Origin of the sequence: Nevskia soli DSM 19509, assembly GCF_000711955.1 — a bacterium.
Classification (GTDB): domain Bacteria; phylum Pseudomonadota; class Gammaproteobacteria; order Nevskiales; family Nevskiaceae; genus Nevskia; species Nevskia soli.
Genome location: NZ_JONR01000015.1, coordinates 40,076 through 56,788, shown reverse-complemented (window position 1 = coordinate 56,788; position 16,713 = coordinate 40,076). Strand labels below are relative to the sequence as shown.

At 67.4% G+C, this 16,713-nt stretch carries 14 protein-coding genes; all 14 read left to right on the top strand.

The features are described from left to right. The first annotated feature begins 28 nt into the window (after positions 1 to 28). The 14 genes from BP26_RS0108980 (at position 29) to BP26_RS0108915 (ending at position 16,703) form a co-directional block, all read left to right on the top strand. Positions 29 to 865, top strand: coding sequence for a DUF3450 domain-containing protein (locus BP26_RS0108980; protein ID WP_169740669.1), 837 nt, complete (start codon positions 29 to 31; stop codon positions 863 to 865). Continuing rightward, entirely contained in the window at positions 865 to 2,232 is a 1,368-nt protein-coding gene (locus BP26_RS0108975) for a MotA/TolQ/ExbB proton channel family protein (protein ID WP_029920241.1), read from the top strand. Before BP26_RS0108980 ends, BP26_RS0108975 begins: the two co-directional genes overlap by 1 nt. After that, on the top strand, positions 2,225 to 2,749 hold the full coding sequence (locus BP26_RS0108970; protein WP_029920240.1) for a MotA/TolQ/ExbB proton channel family protein: 525 nt from the start codon (positions 2,225 to 2,227) through the stop codon (positions 2,747 to 2,749). The genes BP26_RS0108975 and BP26_RS0108970 overlap by 8 nt, the downstream gene beginning before the upstream one ends. 1 nt (position 2,750) lies before the next feature. After that, positions 2,751 to 3,164, top strand: a complete 414-nt coding sequence (locus BP26_RS0108965) for an ExbD/TolR family protein (protein WP_029920239.1) — start codon at positions 2,751 to 2,753, stop codon at positions 3,162 to 3,164. Positions 3,165 to 3,188: 24 nt separating this feature from the next. After that, positions 3,189 to 3,605 carry an ExbD/TolR family protein gene (locus tag BP26_RS0108960; protein ID WP_029920238.1) on the top strand — a complete coding sequence of 139 codons (417 nt, stop codon included), beginning with the start codon at positions 3,189 to 3,191 and terminating at the stop codon, positions 3,603 to 3,605. Positions 3,606 to 3,609: 4 nt separating this feature from the next. After that, complete coding sequence (locus BP26_RS0108955) at positions 3,610 to 4,302, top strand: energy transducer TonB (protein WP_051748705.1); 693 nt, start codon at positions 3,610 to 3,612, stop codon at positions 4,300 to 4,302. Between the two features lie 92 nt (positions 4,303 to 4,394). Then, on the top strand, positions 4,395 to 5,708 hold the full coding sequence (locus BP26_RS0108950; RefSeq protein ID WP_169740668.1) for a tetratricopeptide repeat protein: 1,314 nt from the start codon (positions 4,395 to 4,397) through the stop codon (positions 5,706 to 5,708). 123 nt (positions 5,709 to 5,831) lie between these two features. Beyond that, positions 5,832 to 7,622, top strand: coding sequence for a hypothetical protein (locus tag BP26_RS0108945; RefSeq protein ID WP_029920235.1), 1,791 nt, complete (start codon positions 5,832 to 5,834; stop codon positions 7,620 to 7,622). A gap of 53 nt (positions 7,623 to 7,675) precedes the next feature. Next, entirely contained in the window at positions 7,676 to 8,827 is a 1,152-nt protein-coding gene (locus BP26_RS0108940; RefSeq protein ID WP_084182936.1) for an acetamidase/formamidase family protein, read from the top strand. Positions 8,828 to 8,865: 38 nt separating this feature from the next. Beyond that, positions 8,866 to 10,404, top strand: a complete 1,539-nt coding sequence (locus BP26_RS0108935; RefSeq protein WP_029920233.1) for an amidase — start codon at positions 8,866 to 8,868, stop codon at positions 10,402 to 10,404. Between the two features lie 23 nt (positions 10,405 to 10,427). Continuing rightward, complete coding sequence (locus BP26_RS0108930) at positions 10,428 to 11,978, top strand: amidase (protein ID WP_084182935.1); 1,551 nt, start codon at positions 10,428 to 10,430, stop codon at positions 11,976 to 11,978. Positions 11,979 to 12,003: 25 nt separating this feature from the next. Further along, positions 12,004 to 13,569 (top strand): amidase, encoded by a 1,566-nt coding sequence (locus BP26_RS0108925; RefSeq protein WP_051748703.1) that lies wholly within the window; start codon positions 12,004 to 12,006, stop codon positions 13,567 to 13,569. Between the two features lie 16 nt (positions 13,570 to 13,585). Next, positions 13,586 to 15,121 (top strand): amidase, encoded by a 1,536-nt coding sequence (locus BP26_RS0108920; RefSeq protein ID WP_029920230.1) that lies wholly within the window; start codon positions 13,586 to 13,588, stop codon positions 15,119 to 15,121. A gap of 49 nt (positions 15,122 to 15,170) precedes the next feature. Further along, a complete protein-coding gene (locus BP26_RS0108915; RefSeq protein ID WP_029920229.1) occupies positions 15,171 to 16,703 on the top strand; it encodes an Asp-tRNA(Asn)/Glu-tRNA(Gln) amidotransferase GatCAB subunit A in 1,533 nt (510 codons plus the stop codon). Positions 16,704 to 16,713 lie beyond the last annotated feature (10 nt).

Here is a 16,713-nt window from a genome sequence, read left to right as displayed (position 1 = left end):
ACTTCCCGATACGACACGGCACCGAGCCATGAAGCAAGAACCCACGAACAGACAAGCCACCATGCACGACTTCAAAAAGTCATCCCTCTGGATCATCCGCGCCGCGGTTTGCGCCATCGCGGTGCAATGCGGCTCCGCCGGTGCACAGGCACCGGCGGCAGCTCCTCCCGCCGACGCCCCCGCCAAGGTCGAGGCTACCGTCAAGGAGCAGGCCGGCACCGAACAGGCCGGCAAGGCTTCGCAGAAGCACATCGACGCGATGGACGACGAGGCCACCAGCATGGTGGCCGAGTACCGCCAGGCCCTGGCCGAAACCACCAGCCTGAAGACCTACAACGATCAGATGGCGGTGCAGGTCAAGTCGCAGAACGACGAGATGGCCGACCTGAATCGCCAACTCGGACAGGTCGACGGCACGGCCCGCGACGTGCTGCCGCTGATGGACAACATGCTGTCGACACTCGAGCAGTTCGTGCAGCTCGACACGCCCTTCCTGGCCGACGAGCGCGCCAAGCGCATCGCCACGCTGAAGGAGATGATGGGCCGCGCCGACGTCTCGCTGTCCGAGAAATTCCGCCGCATCGTCGAGGCCTACCAGATCGAAATGGAATACGGCCGCACCCTGGAATCCTACCAGGGCAAGGTCGGCGACAAGACGGTCGACTTCCTGCGCGTCGGCCGCGTCGCCCTGCAGTACCAGACGCTCGATGGCAAGGAGACCGGCTACTGGGATGCCGACTCCAAGAGCTTCAAGGGTGACAACAGCTACGGCGAAGACATCAAGGCGGCGCTCAAGGTCGCCAAGAAGCAGGCCGCACCCGATTTCCTCACCGTTCCCCTTCACGCGCCCACGGAGGCCAAGTAATGTCCCGCGCCCTCATCGCAACCGTGTTCGCCACGGCAGTCATCTCCCTCGCTTCCAGCGCCTTCGCGGCCGGCCCAGCCAGCCTCGACGACCTGCTGGAACAGACCAAGGCCGTGCACCAGCACGAAGACCAGGCCAACGCCGAGCGCGAAGCCATCTTCCAGGCCCAGCACGACAAGCAGAAGGCCCTGATGGCGGAAGCCCAGGCACAGCTGGCCGCCGAGAAGAAGCGCGGCGCCGAGATGTCCGCCGCCTTCGACGGCAACGAGAAGAAGATCGGCGAACTGCAGGGACAGCTCGAAGCGCACAGCGGCAACCTGGGCGAGCTGTTTGGCGTGGTGCGCCAGGTCTCCAACGATTTCTCCACCGTGGTGCGCACCTCGATCATCAGCGCGCAGTACCCCGACCGCGAGGACTTCGTCACCAAGCTGTCGCAGTCCAAGGAGCTGCCGTCGACGCTGGACCTCGAGCGCTTCTGGTTCGAGCTGCAGCGCGAGATGACCGAGAGCGGCAAGGTCGAGCGCTTCAAGACCAAGGTGGTCAGCCCCGGCGGCGCACCGGTCGATGCCACCGTGGTGCGCGTCGGATCGTTCAGCGCCACCACCGGCGGCAAGTACCTGGCCTACATGCCCAACGAGAAGCAGCTGTCGATCATGGCGCGCCAGCCCGGTGCGCGCTTCGAGAGCGCCGCGAAAAACCTGGAGCAGGCGCATACGGGTTACGTCAAGTCGGTGGTCGATCCGACCCGCGGCACCCTGCTGACCATCTACTCGCTGCGCCCGAACCTGCTGGAGCGCATCCAGCGCGGCCATGAAGTGGGCTACATCATTCTCACCGTCGGCATCATCGGCGCCGCCCTGGCCATCTACCAGCTGGTCTACCTGGTGCTGGTCCGCACCAAGGTGAAGAGCCAGCTGCACAACCTGGCGAGCCCCAGGACCGACAACCCGCTGGGCCGCGTGCTGGCCACCTTCCAGGGCGACGCCCGCCGCCTGGAGGAGAACGCCGAGGTGGTGGAACTGCGCATCTCCGAAGCGGTGCTGAAGGAAGCGCCGAACCTGGAGCGGTTCCAGTCCTTCCTGCGCCTGGCCATCGCCGCCGGCCCGCTGCTCGGCCTGATCGGAACGGTGGTGGGCATGATCATCACCTTCCAGAGCATCACCGAATCCGGCTCCAGCGATCCCAAGCTGATGGCGGCGGGTATCTCGCAGGCGATGATCGCCACCGTGCTGGGCCTGGGCATCGCCATCCCGCTGCTGTTCGCCAATGCCTGGCTCACCTCGATGTCCCGCTCGATCATGCAGATCATCGACGAGCAGAGCACCGGCCTGCTGGCCGGCCGCCTGGAGGGCGCGCAGCATGCATGACGCACTGCTGGCCCCACTGCTGGCGTTCCGCGACATGGTCGAGCTCGGCGGCTTCGTGGTGACCCTGATCTTCGCGGCCTGCCTGATCATGTGGTCGATCGTGATCGAGCGCTGGTGGTACTTCAGCAGCGTGTTGCCGCGGCAGGCCGAACGCCTGCTCGCGGCCTGGGAGGCCCGCACCGAGCACATGAGCTGGACCGCGCACCAGGTGCGCAAGGCGATGATCTCCCGGCTCAACGCCGGGATGTCGGCCAACCTGCCCCTGCTGCGCGTACTGGTGCCGCTGTGTCCCCTGCTGGGACTGCTCGGCACCGTGACCGGCATGCTCAACGTGTTCGACGCGATGGCGGCCCGCGGTTCGGCCGACGCCCGCTCGATGGCCAACGGCGTCTCCGAAGCGATGATCTGCACCCTCTCGGGACTGGCGGTGAGCATCACCGGCCTCTATCCCAACTTCTACTTCCGCCGCCGCGTCAGCCGTGAGACCGAGCGGCTCGCCGACAAATTCCAGTACTGACATGCGCCTGCGCACCAACCACGCAACACACCACATGGAAGAGACGACCGGCATCGACCTCGCGCCGATGCTGGACTTCGTCCTCAACCTGCTGATCTTTTTCATCATCACCGCGGTGTTCATGAAGGAGCTGGGCATCACCGTCAGCCGGCCGAACGCCTCCAAGGCGGAACAGAAGGAATCGAGCAGCATCGTCATCGCCATCTCCGGCGACGGCCAGATCATCGTCGACCACAAGATCATCGACCAGCGTTCGGTGCGCGCCAACATCGAGCGCCTGCACTCGCAGCGCCCCGACGATCCGGTGGTGGTGGCGGCCGACCAGGCGGCGCCGACCGGCATCCTGGTCGACGTCATCGACCAAGCGCGGCAGGGCGGCGTGCAGAACGTCTCCATCGCCGCTTCGAAGAGTTAACGGGTCCAACGGAAACCGCCAGCCATGCTATCCAGACGCCACGCCACGGTTGAATCGGAGGAGACCGGCATCGACCTCGCGCCGATGCTCGACTTCGTCCTCAACCTGCTCATCTTCTTCATCATCACCACCTCCTTCGTCAAGGAATCCGGCATCAACGTGACGCGCCCGCAGGCGCTCACCGCGGAACACAAGGAGTCCGGCAACATCCTCATCGCCATCCGTCCCAATGGCGAAATCTGGATGGACAAGCGCCGCGTCGACATCCGCGAAGTGCGCGGACTGATCGAAAGCCTGCACATCGAACGCCCGGACGACACCGTCGTCGTCATCGCCGACAAGGCCTCGCAGACCGGCGCCCTCACCAAGGTGATGGACGAAGTCAAGCTCGGCGGCATCGGTGAAGTTTCCATCGCAGCCGCACCGCCCGTGGGGAGTTGAGCACATGCAAGTCGCCGTCCGATCCTATGAAGAAGGCCACAGCGCCCACACAGCGGCGCTGGACCTCGGTTCCGCCCGCTTCCAGGTGCGCTGGTTCAGCGCGCTGGCGCTGTCCGCCTGTGCCTCGCTGGCCCTGTTCTGGCTGATGTACTCGGTGATCCATTACACCGGGCATGGCGTCAACAAGATCGAGAACCTGCCGACGGTCGATTTCGTGCGCCTCAAGCACGACGTCGAGCCGCCGACGGTCGAGCGGCACAAGCCCACGCCCCCGCCGCCTCCGCAACAGCCGCCGCCGCCGTCGAAGATCCAGGTCGACGTCTCCGCCAGCGCCACCGGCCCGGCGATCTCCATGCCCACCAACCTCGGCCTCAACACCGGCGTCGGCGGCCCCGCCTCCGGCCCAGGCATCGGCCAGATGGACAGCGACCTGATCCCGCTGCAGCGCATCCCGCCGGCCTTCCCGGTGGAAGCGCGCCGCGCCGGCGTCAGCGGCTGGGTCGACATCGACGTCACCGTCGCGGCGGACGGCAGTGTGCACGGTGCGCGCGTGGTCGGCGCCAAGCCCAAGGGCGTGTTCGAAGCCGCGGCCGTTACCGCCATCCAGAAATGGCGCTTCAAGCCGAAAGTCGTCGACGGCAAGGCCGTGGAGTTCCACGCCGTGCAGAAGATCGAGTTCAACCTCAACAACAGCTAATGCCCCACCACGACATGACGCCCCGCCCGACTTCCGCTCAGATCACACGCCCCGGCCTTCGCCTGGGCCGTTGGCTGGCCGCCGCCTGCGCCATGGGCGCAAGCCTGACGCCCCTGCATGCAGCACTGGCCGCGGAATGCGCGCCGGCGGCTCCCGTCGCGCCGGTCAAGGGCGCCAAGGGAGCCGGGGCCACCGCCGGCGCGGCCGCGCCGCATTCGTCGGCTCCTTCGAGCGACAACATCAGCGAGCTGACTTTCGCCGGCTTGCAGAAAGCCACCGCGCTGATGTCGCAGAAGAAGACCGACGAGGCGATCGACAAGCTGAAGGAGCTGACCACCCGCGGCACCGACTACGACAAGGCTTTCATCTACTACAACCTGGGCGCGATCTACGCCGGCAAGAACGACTACGGCAATGCCACGGAGTACTTCACCAAGTCGCTGTCCTACAACGCCCTGCCCAAGGAGACGGCCGACCAGACGCAGTACATGCTCGGCCAGATCTACATCGCCAACAACCAGTATGACCAGGGCATCGCGGCGCTGCAGACCTACTTCGCCACCACCTGCAATGTGATCACGCCGGATTCGCGCATGTTCCTGGCCAGCGCCATGGCGGAACGCAAGCGTTACCCGGAAGCGCTGGAGCAGGCCAACCTGGCGCTGGCGCAGGCCAAGGAGCCGAAGGAGTCCTGGGTCCAGTTCAAGCTCGGCATCCAGTACGAGATGAAGGACTTCCAGGCCTGCACCGACACGCTGATCCAGCTCATCGCCATGGCGCCCAACAAGCCGGACTACTGGAAGCAGCTCTCCGGCGTGCTGTTGCAGCTCAACGACGAGGGCAAGGCCACCGCGGTGCTGGCCCTGGCCGACCGGCAGGGCATGCTGGACAAGCCGGAGGACATCCAGAACCTGTACAGCACCTACATGATGCTGGGCGAGCCGCTCAAGGCGGCGCAGCTGATCGACACCTCCATCGCCAGCAACAAGATGCCGAGCAACGAGGCGACGCTGGAACTGGTCTCCAATGCCTGGATCAATGCCCGCGAAAGCGAGAAGGCCGAGGATACGCTGAAGAAGCTGGCGGCCATGTCCGACCGCGGCGAGTACTACTTCCGCCTCGGCGCCATGTACGGCGACCAGGAACGCTGGAATGATTCCAAGAGCATGCTCGAGCATGCACTGGAGAAGGGCGGCCTGAAGCGGCCCGGCGAGGCCTACTTCCGCATCGCCGTGGCGGACTACCGCTCGGAGGACCTCAAGGGCGCGATGACCATGCTGCAGAAGGCGGCGACCTACGACGAGACCAGGCAGCAGGCCAGCGAATGGATGCGTGTGCTGCAACCGCAGCAGGCGTCCGGCGCCCCGACCGCCGCAGCCCCGGCTCAGGCCAACGGCAAGAGCTGATGATCAGGGCTATGCAAGGGGCCTTTGGTAAAGCGGCCGCCGGGCCACGGCGTGCCGGCTTTACCCTCGCCGCCCGGGCGTACCCGGCAGCGGCCGGCGGCAGTTTCGGTCGCTGAACGCGCCATGGCCGAACAGGGCAACCCGGAAAGCCTCTTCGCCGCAGCGATGCAGGATGCCTTTCCCGGACCGGCCCTGGTCATGACGCCAGCCGCTGACGTGACCCGCGCCATGCGGCCGGCGCAGAACTGGATTCTCGATCCGGTGCAGGACGCGCTGTTCATCATCGCCGCGCCGCTGCTGGTGCTGGCGGTGGCGCTGCTCGGCTTCGGCATGCTGGGCGCGGAAAGCGCCGTGGCCGCAATCATCCTGGTGCACATGGTGATGACGGTGGCGCACCACCTGCCGACCTTCATCCGCATCTACGGCGACGTCGACCTGTTCCACCGCTTCAAGTGGACCTTCCTGCTCGGACCGCTGCTGCCGCTGGCCTTCTCCGCCGGGGTGCTCGGCTACATGGCGGCGAAGGATGTGCCGGTGGAGAACTTCCTCTACCTGTTCATCCTGCTGGCGCTGTGGGATCCGTACCACTTCCTGATGCAGCACTACGGCTTCATGCGCATCTACGACCGCCACAACGCAGCGCCGCGGCGCCTGGCGGCGCGCATGGACCTGCTACTCTGCGCCGCCTGGTTCATCTTCATCATGGCCTCCAGCAGCGAATGGCTGCCCGGCATCCTGGAAGACCTCTACCGCACTGTCGGCGCATCGCTGGCACTGGCGGTGCCGCCGGGCGCCATTCACGCCCTCACCATTTGCAGCGGCTTGCTGGCGGGCGCGGCAACGCTGGCCTATACCGCCTACCTGCTGTGGTGCCGCCGCCAGGGCTACTTCATCAGCGCCGCCAAGCTGGCGCTGTTCGCCATCACCTTCTGCGTGATGTACCTGAGCTATGTGCCGAACACGCTGATGCAGGGCCTGGCGCCGGGCTGGACCTTCAAGGCCGGCTTCGCCGCCATCGGCATCGTGCACATGACGCAGTACCTGGCCATCGTATGGCGCTATAACCGCAGCATCGCCGCACGTCCGGGCCGCGCACGGGCCGGCCTGTTCAAGCGGCTGCACCTGCGCGGCGGACTGCTGGCGGCGGCCGGCTACGTCGCGCTGTGCCTGGCCTACGGCGAAACGCTCACCGGCACCCACGGCGGCCGCTGGCTGATGTCGATCGTGATGGCGCTGGGCTTCACCTCGACCCTGCTGCACTACTACTTCGACGGCTTCATCTGGAAGCTGCGCCATCAGCAGAACCGCGAGAACCTGGCGCCGCCCGAGCCGTCCGGCGCGACGGCGCAGAACGCGCTGTCCTGGTGGAGCTCCGGCGGCGGCCTGGGCGCCGGCCCGGTGCTGCTGCGGCATACCCTGTATTTCGTCGCGCCGATGGCGCTGCTCACCGCCGGCGCCGTGGCGCTATGGCAGGGACCGGGCAGCAACTATGTGGGCCGCATGGCGCGTGCGCAGCAGCTCTACCAGCAGGGTCAGGAAGAGCAGGCACGCGGCGAAGCACAGCTGGCGCTGGACTCGATGGAACAGCAGCTGCCGCTGGCGCGGCGCTTCGCCGAGTTGCAGCCGAACGCCGCGCACCAGGCCGCCCTCGCCTACCTCGTCTACAACCATTCGCGCTACCACAACCTGCTGCTGCCGACGCTGGCCGGCGACCGCCTCGACCAGGAGCGTCTGGCCAGGTACCGGGCCGACCTCGGCGAGGCCATCGGCGAACTGTCCAGTGCCATCGCCCGAGGCGGCCCTCTTGCCCACCCGGGAGCCGAAAAGCTCACCGCCGAAGAGGGCCGCCGCGCGCTGGAGAAGTGGCAGGCGGAACTGACCCGGCTGCAGGGCGCGCCGACGCCGCAGAGCTGATCACGCAACCGCATCGACACAACCAGGCCATAACCAGATCAAACGGACCTTCGATGAATATCCAGAACAAGAACACGAACCAGACAGCGCGTAGTACTTTCCGCCGCATCGGCATCGGCGCGGCATTGCTCTGCCTGCTGGGCGGCCCCCTCGCCGCGCAGGCGGAGCCGCACTACGACCACTACGTCAAGCTGACGCCGGAGAACGCCGTCATCGGCAACTTCCCGGCGGACAAGGCGCCGATCCTGACCATCAAGTCGGGCGAGACGGTGAAGATCGACACCGGCGGCGGCAACCGCTGGGGCGACAAGGACCCCGACCAGTGGCTGGCGGAGGAGAAGATTCCCTACACGCTGGCCACCGCTCCGGGCCTGGCGGAAACCGCCAAGGTGCTGAAGGAGACGCCGCGCAACGGCGATATCAAGACCGGCCACATCCTGGTCGGTCCGATCAACGTCGAGGGCGCAGAGCCCGGCGACATGCTGGAAATCCGCATGCTCTCGGTGAAGCCGCGCATTCCGTATGGCGTGGTGTCGGAGCGCGGCGGCTCCGGCGGCATTCCCGACGAAGTGCCGGCACCGTTCTACAAGGTGGTGATGATCGACCAGAAGCGCCACGTCGGCGTGTTCGACAAGGGCATCGAAGTGCCGCTCGGTCCGTTCATGGGCGTGATGGGCGTGCAGCCCGACGCCTCCTTCGGCGCCAACCCGCGCAGCAGTCCGCCCGGTCCCTACGGCGGCAACCTGGACTGCAAGGAGCTGGTCACCGGCACCACGCTGTACCTGCCGGTCTTCGCTCCGGGCGCGCGCTTCTTCACCGGCGACGCGCACGGCGGCCAGGGCGACGGCGAAGTCACCGTCACCGCCATCGAGACCGCCAACACGGCGATCCTGCAATTCATCCTGCACAAGGGCGTGAAGATCGACGCGCCGCGCGCCGAGACGCCGACGCACTTCATCAACTTCGGCCTGGATCCGAACCTGGAAGAGGCGATGAAGAAGGCGATCCGCGAGAACAACACCTTCCTCGAGGAACGCATGGGCCTGGATTTCGCCCACGCCTTCGCCCTGTCCAGCATCGGCGTCGATTTCCACGTCACCCAGGTGGTCGACGGCACCAAGGGAATCCACGCCATGGTCCCGAAGAAACTGTTCAAGGACCAGACCTTCCCCTACTGGTACCACCCTACCGCTTCCGGCGGCTGAGCGCGCCACACCCCAATTTCCGAACAGGATCAAAGGCCATGACTCAACGTTCCAATACCGGCAATCCCGCGGCGATGCGCCTGACGCGCCGCCGCTTCCTCGGCACCACCGCGGTGGCCGGCACGGCGCTGGCGTTCTCCCGCTTCTCGCCCAACGCCTTCGCCGCGCTGCCGCCCGGCGACGTGCTGTCCAAGTCCGTGGTCGAAGTGGCGCAGATGATCCGCGACAGGAAGATCACCTCGGTCGAACTGGTCACCCGCTGCTACGCCCGCATCGACGAGGTCAACCCCAAGCTCAACGCCGTGGTCGCCACCTGCCGTGAGCGCGCCATGGCCGAGGCCAGGCAGGCCGATGAAGCGCTGGCCGCCGGCAAGTCGCTGGGGCCGCTGCACGGCGTGCCCTTCACCATCAAGGATTCGTTCGACACCAACGGCGTGGTCAGCACCGGCGGCACGCTCGGCCGAAAGAGCTATGTGCCGGGCAAGGACGCTACCGTGGTGGCGCGGGTGCGCGCGGCCGGCGGCATCCTGCTGGGCAAGACCAACACGCCGGAATTCACCCTTGGCGGCGGCGCGCGCGGCACCTACAACCTGGTCTACGGCCAGACCTACAACCCGTACAAGCCCAACTACAACCCGTCCGGTTCCTCCGGCGGCGCCGGCTCCATCGTCGCCGCGGCGGGCTCGTTCTTCGACATCGGCTCCGACTACGGCGGCTCGATCCGCGGCCCGGCCTACGCCAACGGCATCGCCGGCATCAAGCCGACCTACGGCCGTTCGCCGCGCACCGGCCACATCGTCGACTACGGCGGCGCCTTCGACAACTTCCAGGAGACCGGCCCGCTGGCGCGACGCGTGAGCGACCTGTACCTGATCCTGTCGATCATCGCCGGTCCCGACGGCATTGACCCGATGATGGCGCCGGTGCCGCTGGGCGATCCGGCGAAGGTCGACCTGAAGAAGCTGCGCGTCGCCTACTACACCACCAACGGCATCAAGGATCCCTCGTCCGAGATCCAATCGCTGGTGAAGAAGAGCGCCGACTACTTCTCCAGCCTGGGTTGCAAGGTCACCCAGGACCAGCCGCCTAAGATGAAGGAGCTGTCCGATATCCGCCAGAAGTACAGCAGCGCCGACGGCGGCGACCACATGCGCCGCATGCTGAAGAAGCACGGCACCACCCAGGCTTCGCCCGGCCTGCGCCTCGACGGCCACGAGCTGCCGAGCGCGGACTTCACCCGCCTGCTGGAAGAGATGGATGCGATCAAGAGCGAGCAGCTTACCTGGCTGGAGCAGTACGACCTGATCCTCTGCCCCGCCTCGGCCGAACCGGCACGTCCGGTGCCGGTGCAGTTCGTCAATCCGCCCGACGCCCCGCCTTCCGGCGGCAACTACACCAGCCAGTACAACACCACCGGCTGGCCAGCGGGCGTGGTGCGGGTCGGGACTTCCAGCGAGGACTCCGGCATGCCGCTGGGCGTGCAGGTGGTCGGCCAGCCCTGGCGCGACGACGTGGTGCTGGCCGCCATGGCCTATCTCGAGAGCAAGGGTGGCGGCTGGCAGATGCCGCCGCTCTGAAGCCGGATAAAAAAGGATAAACAATGAACAAGCTTCTACAACAACTGGCCTACGACAGCAGCCGCCGCGACTTCCTGCGCGGCCGCGCCGGGCTCAAGGCCGCGGTGGCCGCCACCGCCGCTGCCGCCGTCTCCGCGGTCCAGGCCGCCTCCAACGACAGCAGCGACGAGCTGATCTTCATGTCGGCAACCAAGCTGGCACAGCAGATCCGCGCCGGCAAGGTCTCCGCCAGCGAGGCGGTGGAAGCGTTCATCGCCCGGCAACTGGCGGTGAACGACGAGATGAACGCGGTGGTGATGAACTGTTACGCCCGCGCCCGCAAGGAAGCCAAGGCGCTGGACGAGAAGGCCGCGCGCGGCGAATGGGTCGGCCCGCTGCACGGCGTGCCGATCACCTTGAAGGATTCACTCGACACCGAGGGCGTAATCACCACCGGCGCCACCTACGGCCGGGAGCAGTACGTGCCGAAGAAGGATGCCACCGTGGTCGGGCGCGTCCGCAAGGCCGGCGCCATCCTGCTGGGCAAGACCAATACACCGGAATTCACCCTCGGCGGCCTGGCCGGCATCAACGCGGCGAGCAACCTGCTCTATGGCTCCTCGCACAATCCGTATGACCTGACGCGCAGCACCTCCGGCTCGTCCGGCGGCGCGGGCGCCATCGTCGCCGCCGGCGGCGCAGCCTTCGACATCGGCTCCGACTGGGGCGGCTCGATCCGCGGTCCGGCGCACAACAACGGCATCGCCGGCATCAAGCCGACCAGCGTGCGCGTGCCGCGTACCGGGCACATCGTCGATTACGGCGGCCTGTTCGACCTGTGGCAGCAGATCGGGCCCCTGGCCCGCCGCGTGGAAGACCTGACGCTGATCACACCGATCATCGCCGGTCCGGATTTTCACGATGCCTCCTGCGCGCCGGTGCCATGGGCGGATCCGGCCCGCGTCGATCTGAAGAAGCTGCGCGTCGGCTTCTTCCCCACCAACGGCGTCGCCGATACCGACGAGGACACCAAGAACACCATCATCCAGGCGGCGAAGTGGCTGGAAGGCGTGACCGCCAGCGTCAAGGAAGACCTGCCCAGGGAGATCCTCAGCGACCTCTATGACGCCCGCACCAAGCTGACCAGCGGCGACGGCTGGGCTTTCTACAAGCGCATGGCCGACAAGTGGGGCACCAAGAACTTCTCGCCGCAGGTGACCGAGCGGATGAAGAATATGACGCCGCTGTCCACCGCCGAACTGGTCGAGACCTGGGAAAAGGCCGACGACGCCAAGTCGCGCATGCTGCGCTGGATGTCAGCCTACGACGTGCTGCTGTGCCCGGTCGCCGGCAAGCCGGCGGAGGCGATCGACCGCCCGCCCAATGCCCCGCCGCCCTACAACGCCTGGAGCTACACCGGCGCTTTCAACAGCACCGGCTGGCCGGTCGTGGTGGTGCGCTGCGGCAGCTCGGCCGACGGCAAGCTGCCGATCGGCGTGCAGGTGGTGGCGCCGCCCTGGCGCGAAGACGTGTGCCTGGCGGTGGCCAGCTATCTGGAGAGCAAGAGCGGCGGCTGGAAGCGCCCGCCGATCTGAACGCGAACCCAACCGGGGAATTCCAATGAGCAACAAGTTGCTGCAGCAACTGGCCTACGACAGCGGCCGCCGCGATTTCCTGCGCGGCCGTTCCACCCTGAACGCCGCCGTCGCCGCGACCGCGGTCAGCGCCGTCTCCGCCATGACGGCCTCGGCCGACAGCAGCGACGAGCTGATCTTCATGTCGGCGACCAAGCTGGCGCAGCTGATCCGCGCCCGCAAGGTTTCCGCGGCCGAGGCGGTGGAAGCCTTCATCGCGCGCCAGCTCGAGGTCAACGACGAGATGCGGGCCGTGGTGATGAACTGTTATGCCCGCGCCCGCAAGGAAGCCAGGGCGCTGGACGAGAAGGCCGCGCGCGGTGAATGGGTCGGCCCGCTGCATGGCGTGCCGATCACCTTGAAGGATTCACTCGATACCGAGGGTGTGATCACCACCGGCGCCACCTACGGCCGCGAGCAGTACGTGCCGAAGAAGGATGCCACCGTGGTCGGGCGCGTCCGCAAGGCGGGCGCCGTCCTGCTGGGCAAGACCAATACGCCGGAGTTCACCCTGGGCGGTCTCAGCGGCATCAGTACGGCCAGCAACCTGCTCTACGGTTCCTCGCATAACCCTTACGACCTGACGCGCAGTACTTCGGGTTCTTCCGGCGGCGCGGGCGCCATCGTCGCCGCCGGCGGCGCGGCCTTCGACATCGGCTCGGACTGGGGCGGCTCGATCCGCGGCCCGGCGCACAACAACGGCATCGCCGGCATCAAGCCGACCAGCGTGCGCGTGCCGCGCACCGGCCACATCGTCGACTACGGCGGCATCTTCGACCTGTGGCAGCAGATCGGGCCCCTGGCCCGCCGCGTGGAAGACCTGACGCTGATCACGCCGATCATCGCCGGTCCCGATTTCCATGACGCCTCCTGCGCACCGGTGCCCTGGGCCGACCCGGCCCGGGTCGACCTGAAGAAGTTGAAGGTAGCCTTCATCACCGACAACGGCGCGGTCGGCCGCAATGCCACCGACGACGACACCAAGCAGACCGTGCGCCGCGCGGCGCAGTGGCTGCAGGAGATCGTCGCCAGCGTCAACGAGGATGCGCCGAAATCGGTGCTCGACGACCTGGCCGACGCGCGCGGCAAGTTGTCGCGCGGCGACGGCGGCGCTTTCTACCAGCGCCTCGCCGACAAATGGGGCACCAAGAACATCTCGCCGCAGCGCAAGGCCAGCATGTCCACCGCCAAGCCGCTGAGCACACCGGAACTGGTGCAGGCCTGGGAGCAGCAGGATGCCTGCAAGAGCCGCATGCTGGACTGGATGAAGGGCTACGACGTGTTCCTCTGTCCGGTCGCCAACAAGCCGGCACAGCCGATCGACCAGCCGCATACCGACGAGGCGCCGGGCGCCGGCGGCGGTTGGCCCTACACCGGGGTGTTCAACTGCACCGGTTGGCCGGTGGTGGTGGTGCGCTGCGGCAGCTCGGCCGACGGCAAGCTGCCGATCGGCGTGCAGGTGGTGGCCGCGCCCTGGCGCGAGGACATCTGCCTGGCCGTGGCCAGCTATCTGGAGAGCAAGGGCGGCGGCTGGAAGCGCCCGCCGATCTGAAGACACCCGACAGACCATGACCACCAGCAACAGCGGACACTCGGCTTCACGGCGCGATTTCCTGGTCAAGGCCGGCGCCGGCTCGGCGGCTTTGCTCGCGACGAGCGCGCTGCCGGCGCGGGCGGCGGCGCCGTCCCTGGCCGCCGGCGAGGACCCGCTGACCTTGACGGTGACGCGGATCGCACAGGCACTGCGGCAGCGGCAGATCAGTGCCGTGGAACTGGTGCAGCGCTGTTACGCACGCATCGACCTGGTCAATCCGAAGATCAATGCCGTCGTCGCCACCTGCCGCGAGCGCGCGCTGGCGGAAGCGCAGCTGGCCGACGCGGCGATCGCCGCGGGCAAGCCGCTGGGGCCGCTGCATGGTGTGCCGTTCACCATCAAGGACTCCTTCGACACCGCCGGCGTGGTCTCCACCGGCGGCACGCTCGGGCGCAAGGACTATCTGCCCGGCAAGGATGCAACGGTGGTAGCGCGGGTGCGCGCGGCCGGCGGCATCCTGCTGGGCAAGACCAATACGCCGGAATTCACCCTGGGCGGCGCGGCGCGGGAAACCTACAACCTGCTGTTCGGCCAGACCTATAACCCCTACAACACCGCCTATCTTTGCTCGGGCTCTTCCGGCGGCGCCGGTGCCATCGTCGCGGCCTATGGCGCGTTCTTCGACATCGGCTCCGACTACGGCGGCTCGATTCGCGGGCCGGCTTTCGCCAACGGCATCGCCGGCATCAAGCCGACCTACGGCCGCTCGCCGCGCACCGGCCACATCGTCGGCTATGGTGGGCCGTTCGACACGTTCCAGGAGACCGGTCCCCTCGCTCGCAGCGTCGCCGACCTGCACCTGCTGCTGTCGATCATCGGCGGCCCGGACGGTTCCGACGCGGCGATGGCGCCGGTGCCGCTGGGCGATCCGGCCAAGGTGGACCTGAAGAAGCTGCGCGTGGCCTGGTACACCGACAACGGCACGGTGCAGTCCTCGCAGGAAGTGCAGGCGCTGGTCAAGCGTTGCGTCGGCTACTTCACCGACCTCGGCTGCAAGGTCAGCGCCGACCGTCCGCCCAGGTTCAAGGAACTGGTCGACGTGCGCACCCGCTTCGGCAATGCCGACGGCGGCGACCACATGCGGCGCATGCTCAAGCAGCACGGAACCACCCAGGCCTCGCCCGGCCTCAACCTGGGCGACGGCGTCGGCGTGCCGAGCGCGGAGTTCACGCGCCTGTGCGAGGAAATGGACGCGATCAAGAGCGAACAGCTCACGTGGCTGGAACAGTACGACCTGATCCTGTGCCCGGTGACGGTGCGCGCGCCGCAGAAGGTGCCGGTGGAATTCCTGCTGCCCGCCAGCACCGGCGCCGGCTACGGCGGCATGACCAGCGAATACAACACCACCGGCTGGCCGGCCGGCGTGGTGCGCGCAGGCACCTCCGTCGACGAGCCGGGCCTGCCGCTAGGCATCCATGTGGTCGGCCAGCCCTGGCGCGACGATGTGGTGCTGGCCGCCATGGCCTACATCGAAGGCAAGACCGGCGGCTGGCGGAAACCTCCCATTTGAAACCGCCGGCATGCCGGCGGTACCGACCTCAATCCCAAACCTCCATCCCATGAAACTCACCCGACGCCAGTTCACCACCATGGTCGCCGCGGCGGCCGCCGCGCAAGCCGTCTCCAGCCTCGGCTTTGCCGGGCGCGCCGAAGCGGCGGACCCGGAAGAACTGAGCGGCTTGAGCCTCACCGAAGCCGCGGCCAAGGTGCGCTCCGGCGGCGCGACCTCGGTACAGCTGACCCAGGCCAGCCTTGAACGCATCGGCGTGCTCGGCCCCAAGCTGGACGCCTTCATCACCGTGGCGGCCCAGCAGGCGCTGGCCCAGGCGCAGCAGCTCGACGCAGAGCAGAAGGCCGGCAAACTGCGTGGGCCGCTCCACGGCGTGCCCATCGCCATCAAGGACAACATCGACACCGCCGGCATCCGCACCACCGGCGCCAGCGCGGTGTTCGAAGACCGCGTGCCGAAAGAGGATGCACCGGTGGTGGCGCGCCTCAAGGCCGCCGGCGCGGTGATCGTGGGCAAGACCAACCTGCAGGAATTCGCCATGGGCGGCGGCGAGACCTCGTTCTTCGGCCCGGCGCGCAATCCCTGGGCGCTGGACCACAACACCGGCGGCTCCTCCTCCGGCTCCGGCGCCGCCATCTCGGCGCGCCTGGCCTACGGCGCGCTGGGCACCGATACCGCCGGCTCGGTACGCATGCCGGCCTCGTACTGCGGCGTGGTGGGCCTCAAGCCGACCTACGGCCTGGTGCCGATCCGCGGCATCATCCCGCTGATCCTGTCGCTGGACCACTGCGGGCCGCTGACGCGCACGGTGGAAGACACCGCGCTGATGCTCAACGTCATGGCCGGCTACGACAAGCTGGACATCACCAGCGTCGAGCATGCGCGCGAGGATTACGTGGCGGCGCTGAAGCAGCCGCTGTCCGGCCTGCGCCTGGGCCTGCCGGCGGGATACTTCGACCATGTCGATCCCGAGGTGACCAAGGCAAGCGCCGCCGCTATCGCCGTGCTGGCCCGGCTCACCGCCAGCGTGAAGGATGTGAGCCTGCCCGGCATCACCGACATGGGCAATCTGGGCGCATTGGGCGAGGTCTACGCCTACCACGAGGAATACTTCCAGAACGCCGCCGCCAAGTACATGCTGCCGGAGCGCATGCGCCTGCAGACGCTGTTCTCCGGCAACGCCAAGGCGACCGACTACATCCGCGCCCGCTGGAAGCTGGATCTGCTGCGGCGGACCATCGACGACGCCTTCACCGACTTCGACCTGGTGGTGATGCCGACGCAGCGCATCCTGCCGCCGCTGCTCGACGACCTGATCAAGCGCGCCCACGATCCCAAGCCGATCGATCCCTCGGTCACCTCCAACTGCGCGCCGTTCGACGTCTACGGACTGCCCGCGGTATCCATCCCCTGCGGCTTCAGCAAGAGCGGCCTGCCGATCGGTCTGATGATCGCCGGCCCGCGCTTCTCCGAAGGCCGCGTGCTGGCCCTGGCCCAGGCCTATGAACAGGCCACCGACTGGCACAAGCGCGTCCCCCCGGTGAACGCCGCGACGCCGGTGCCGCCGGTGGTCAGCAGCTGAATCCGTTCCA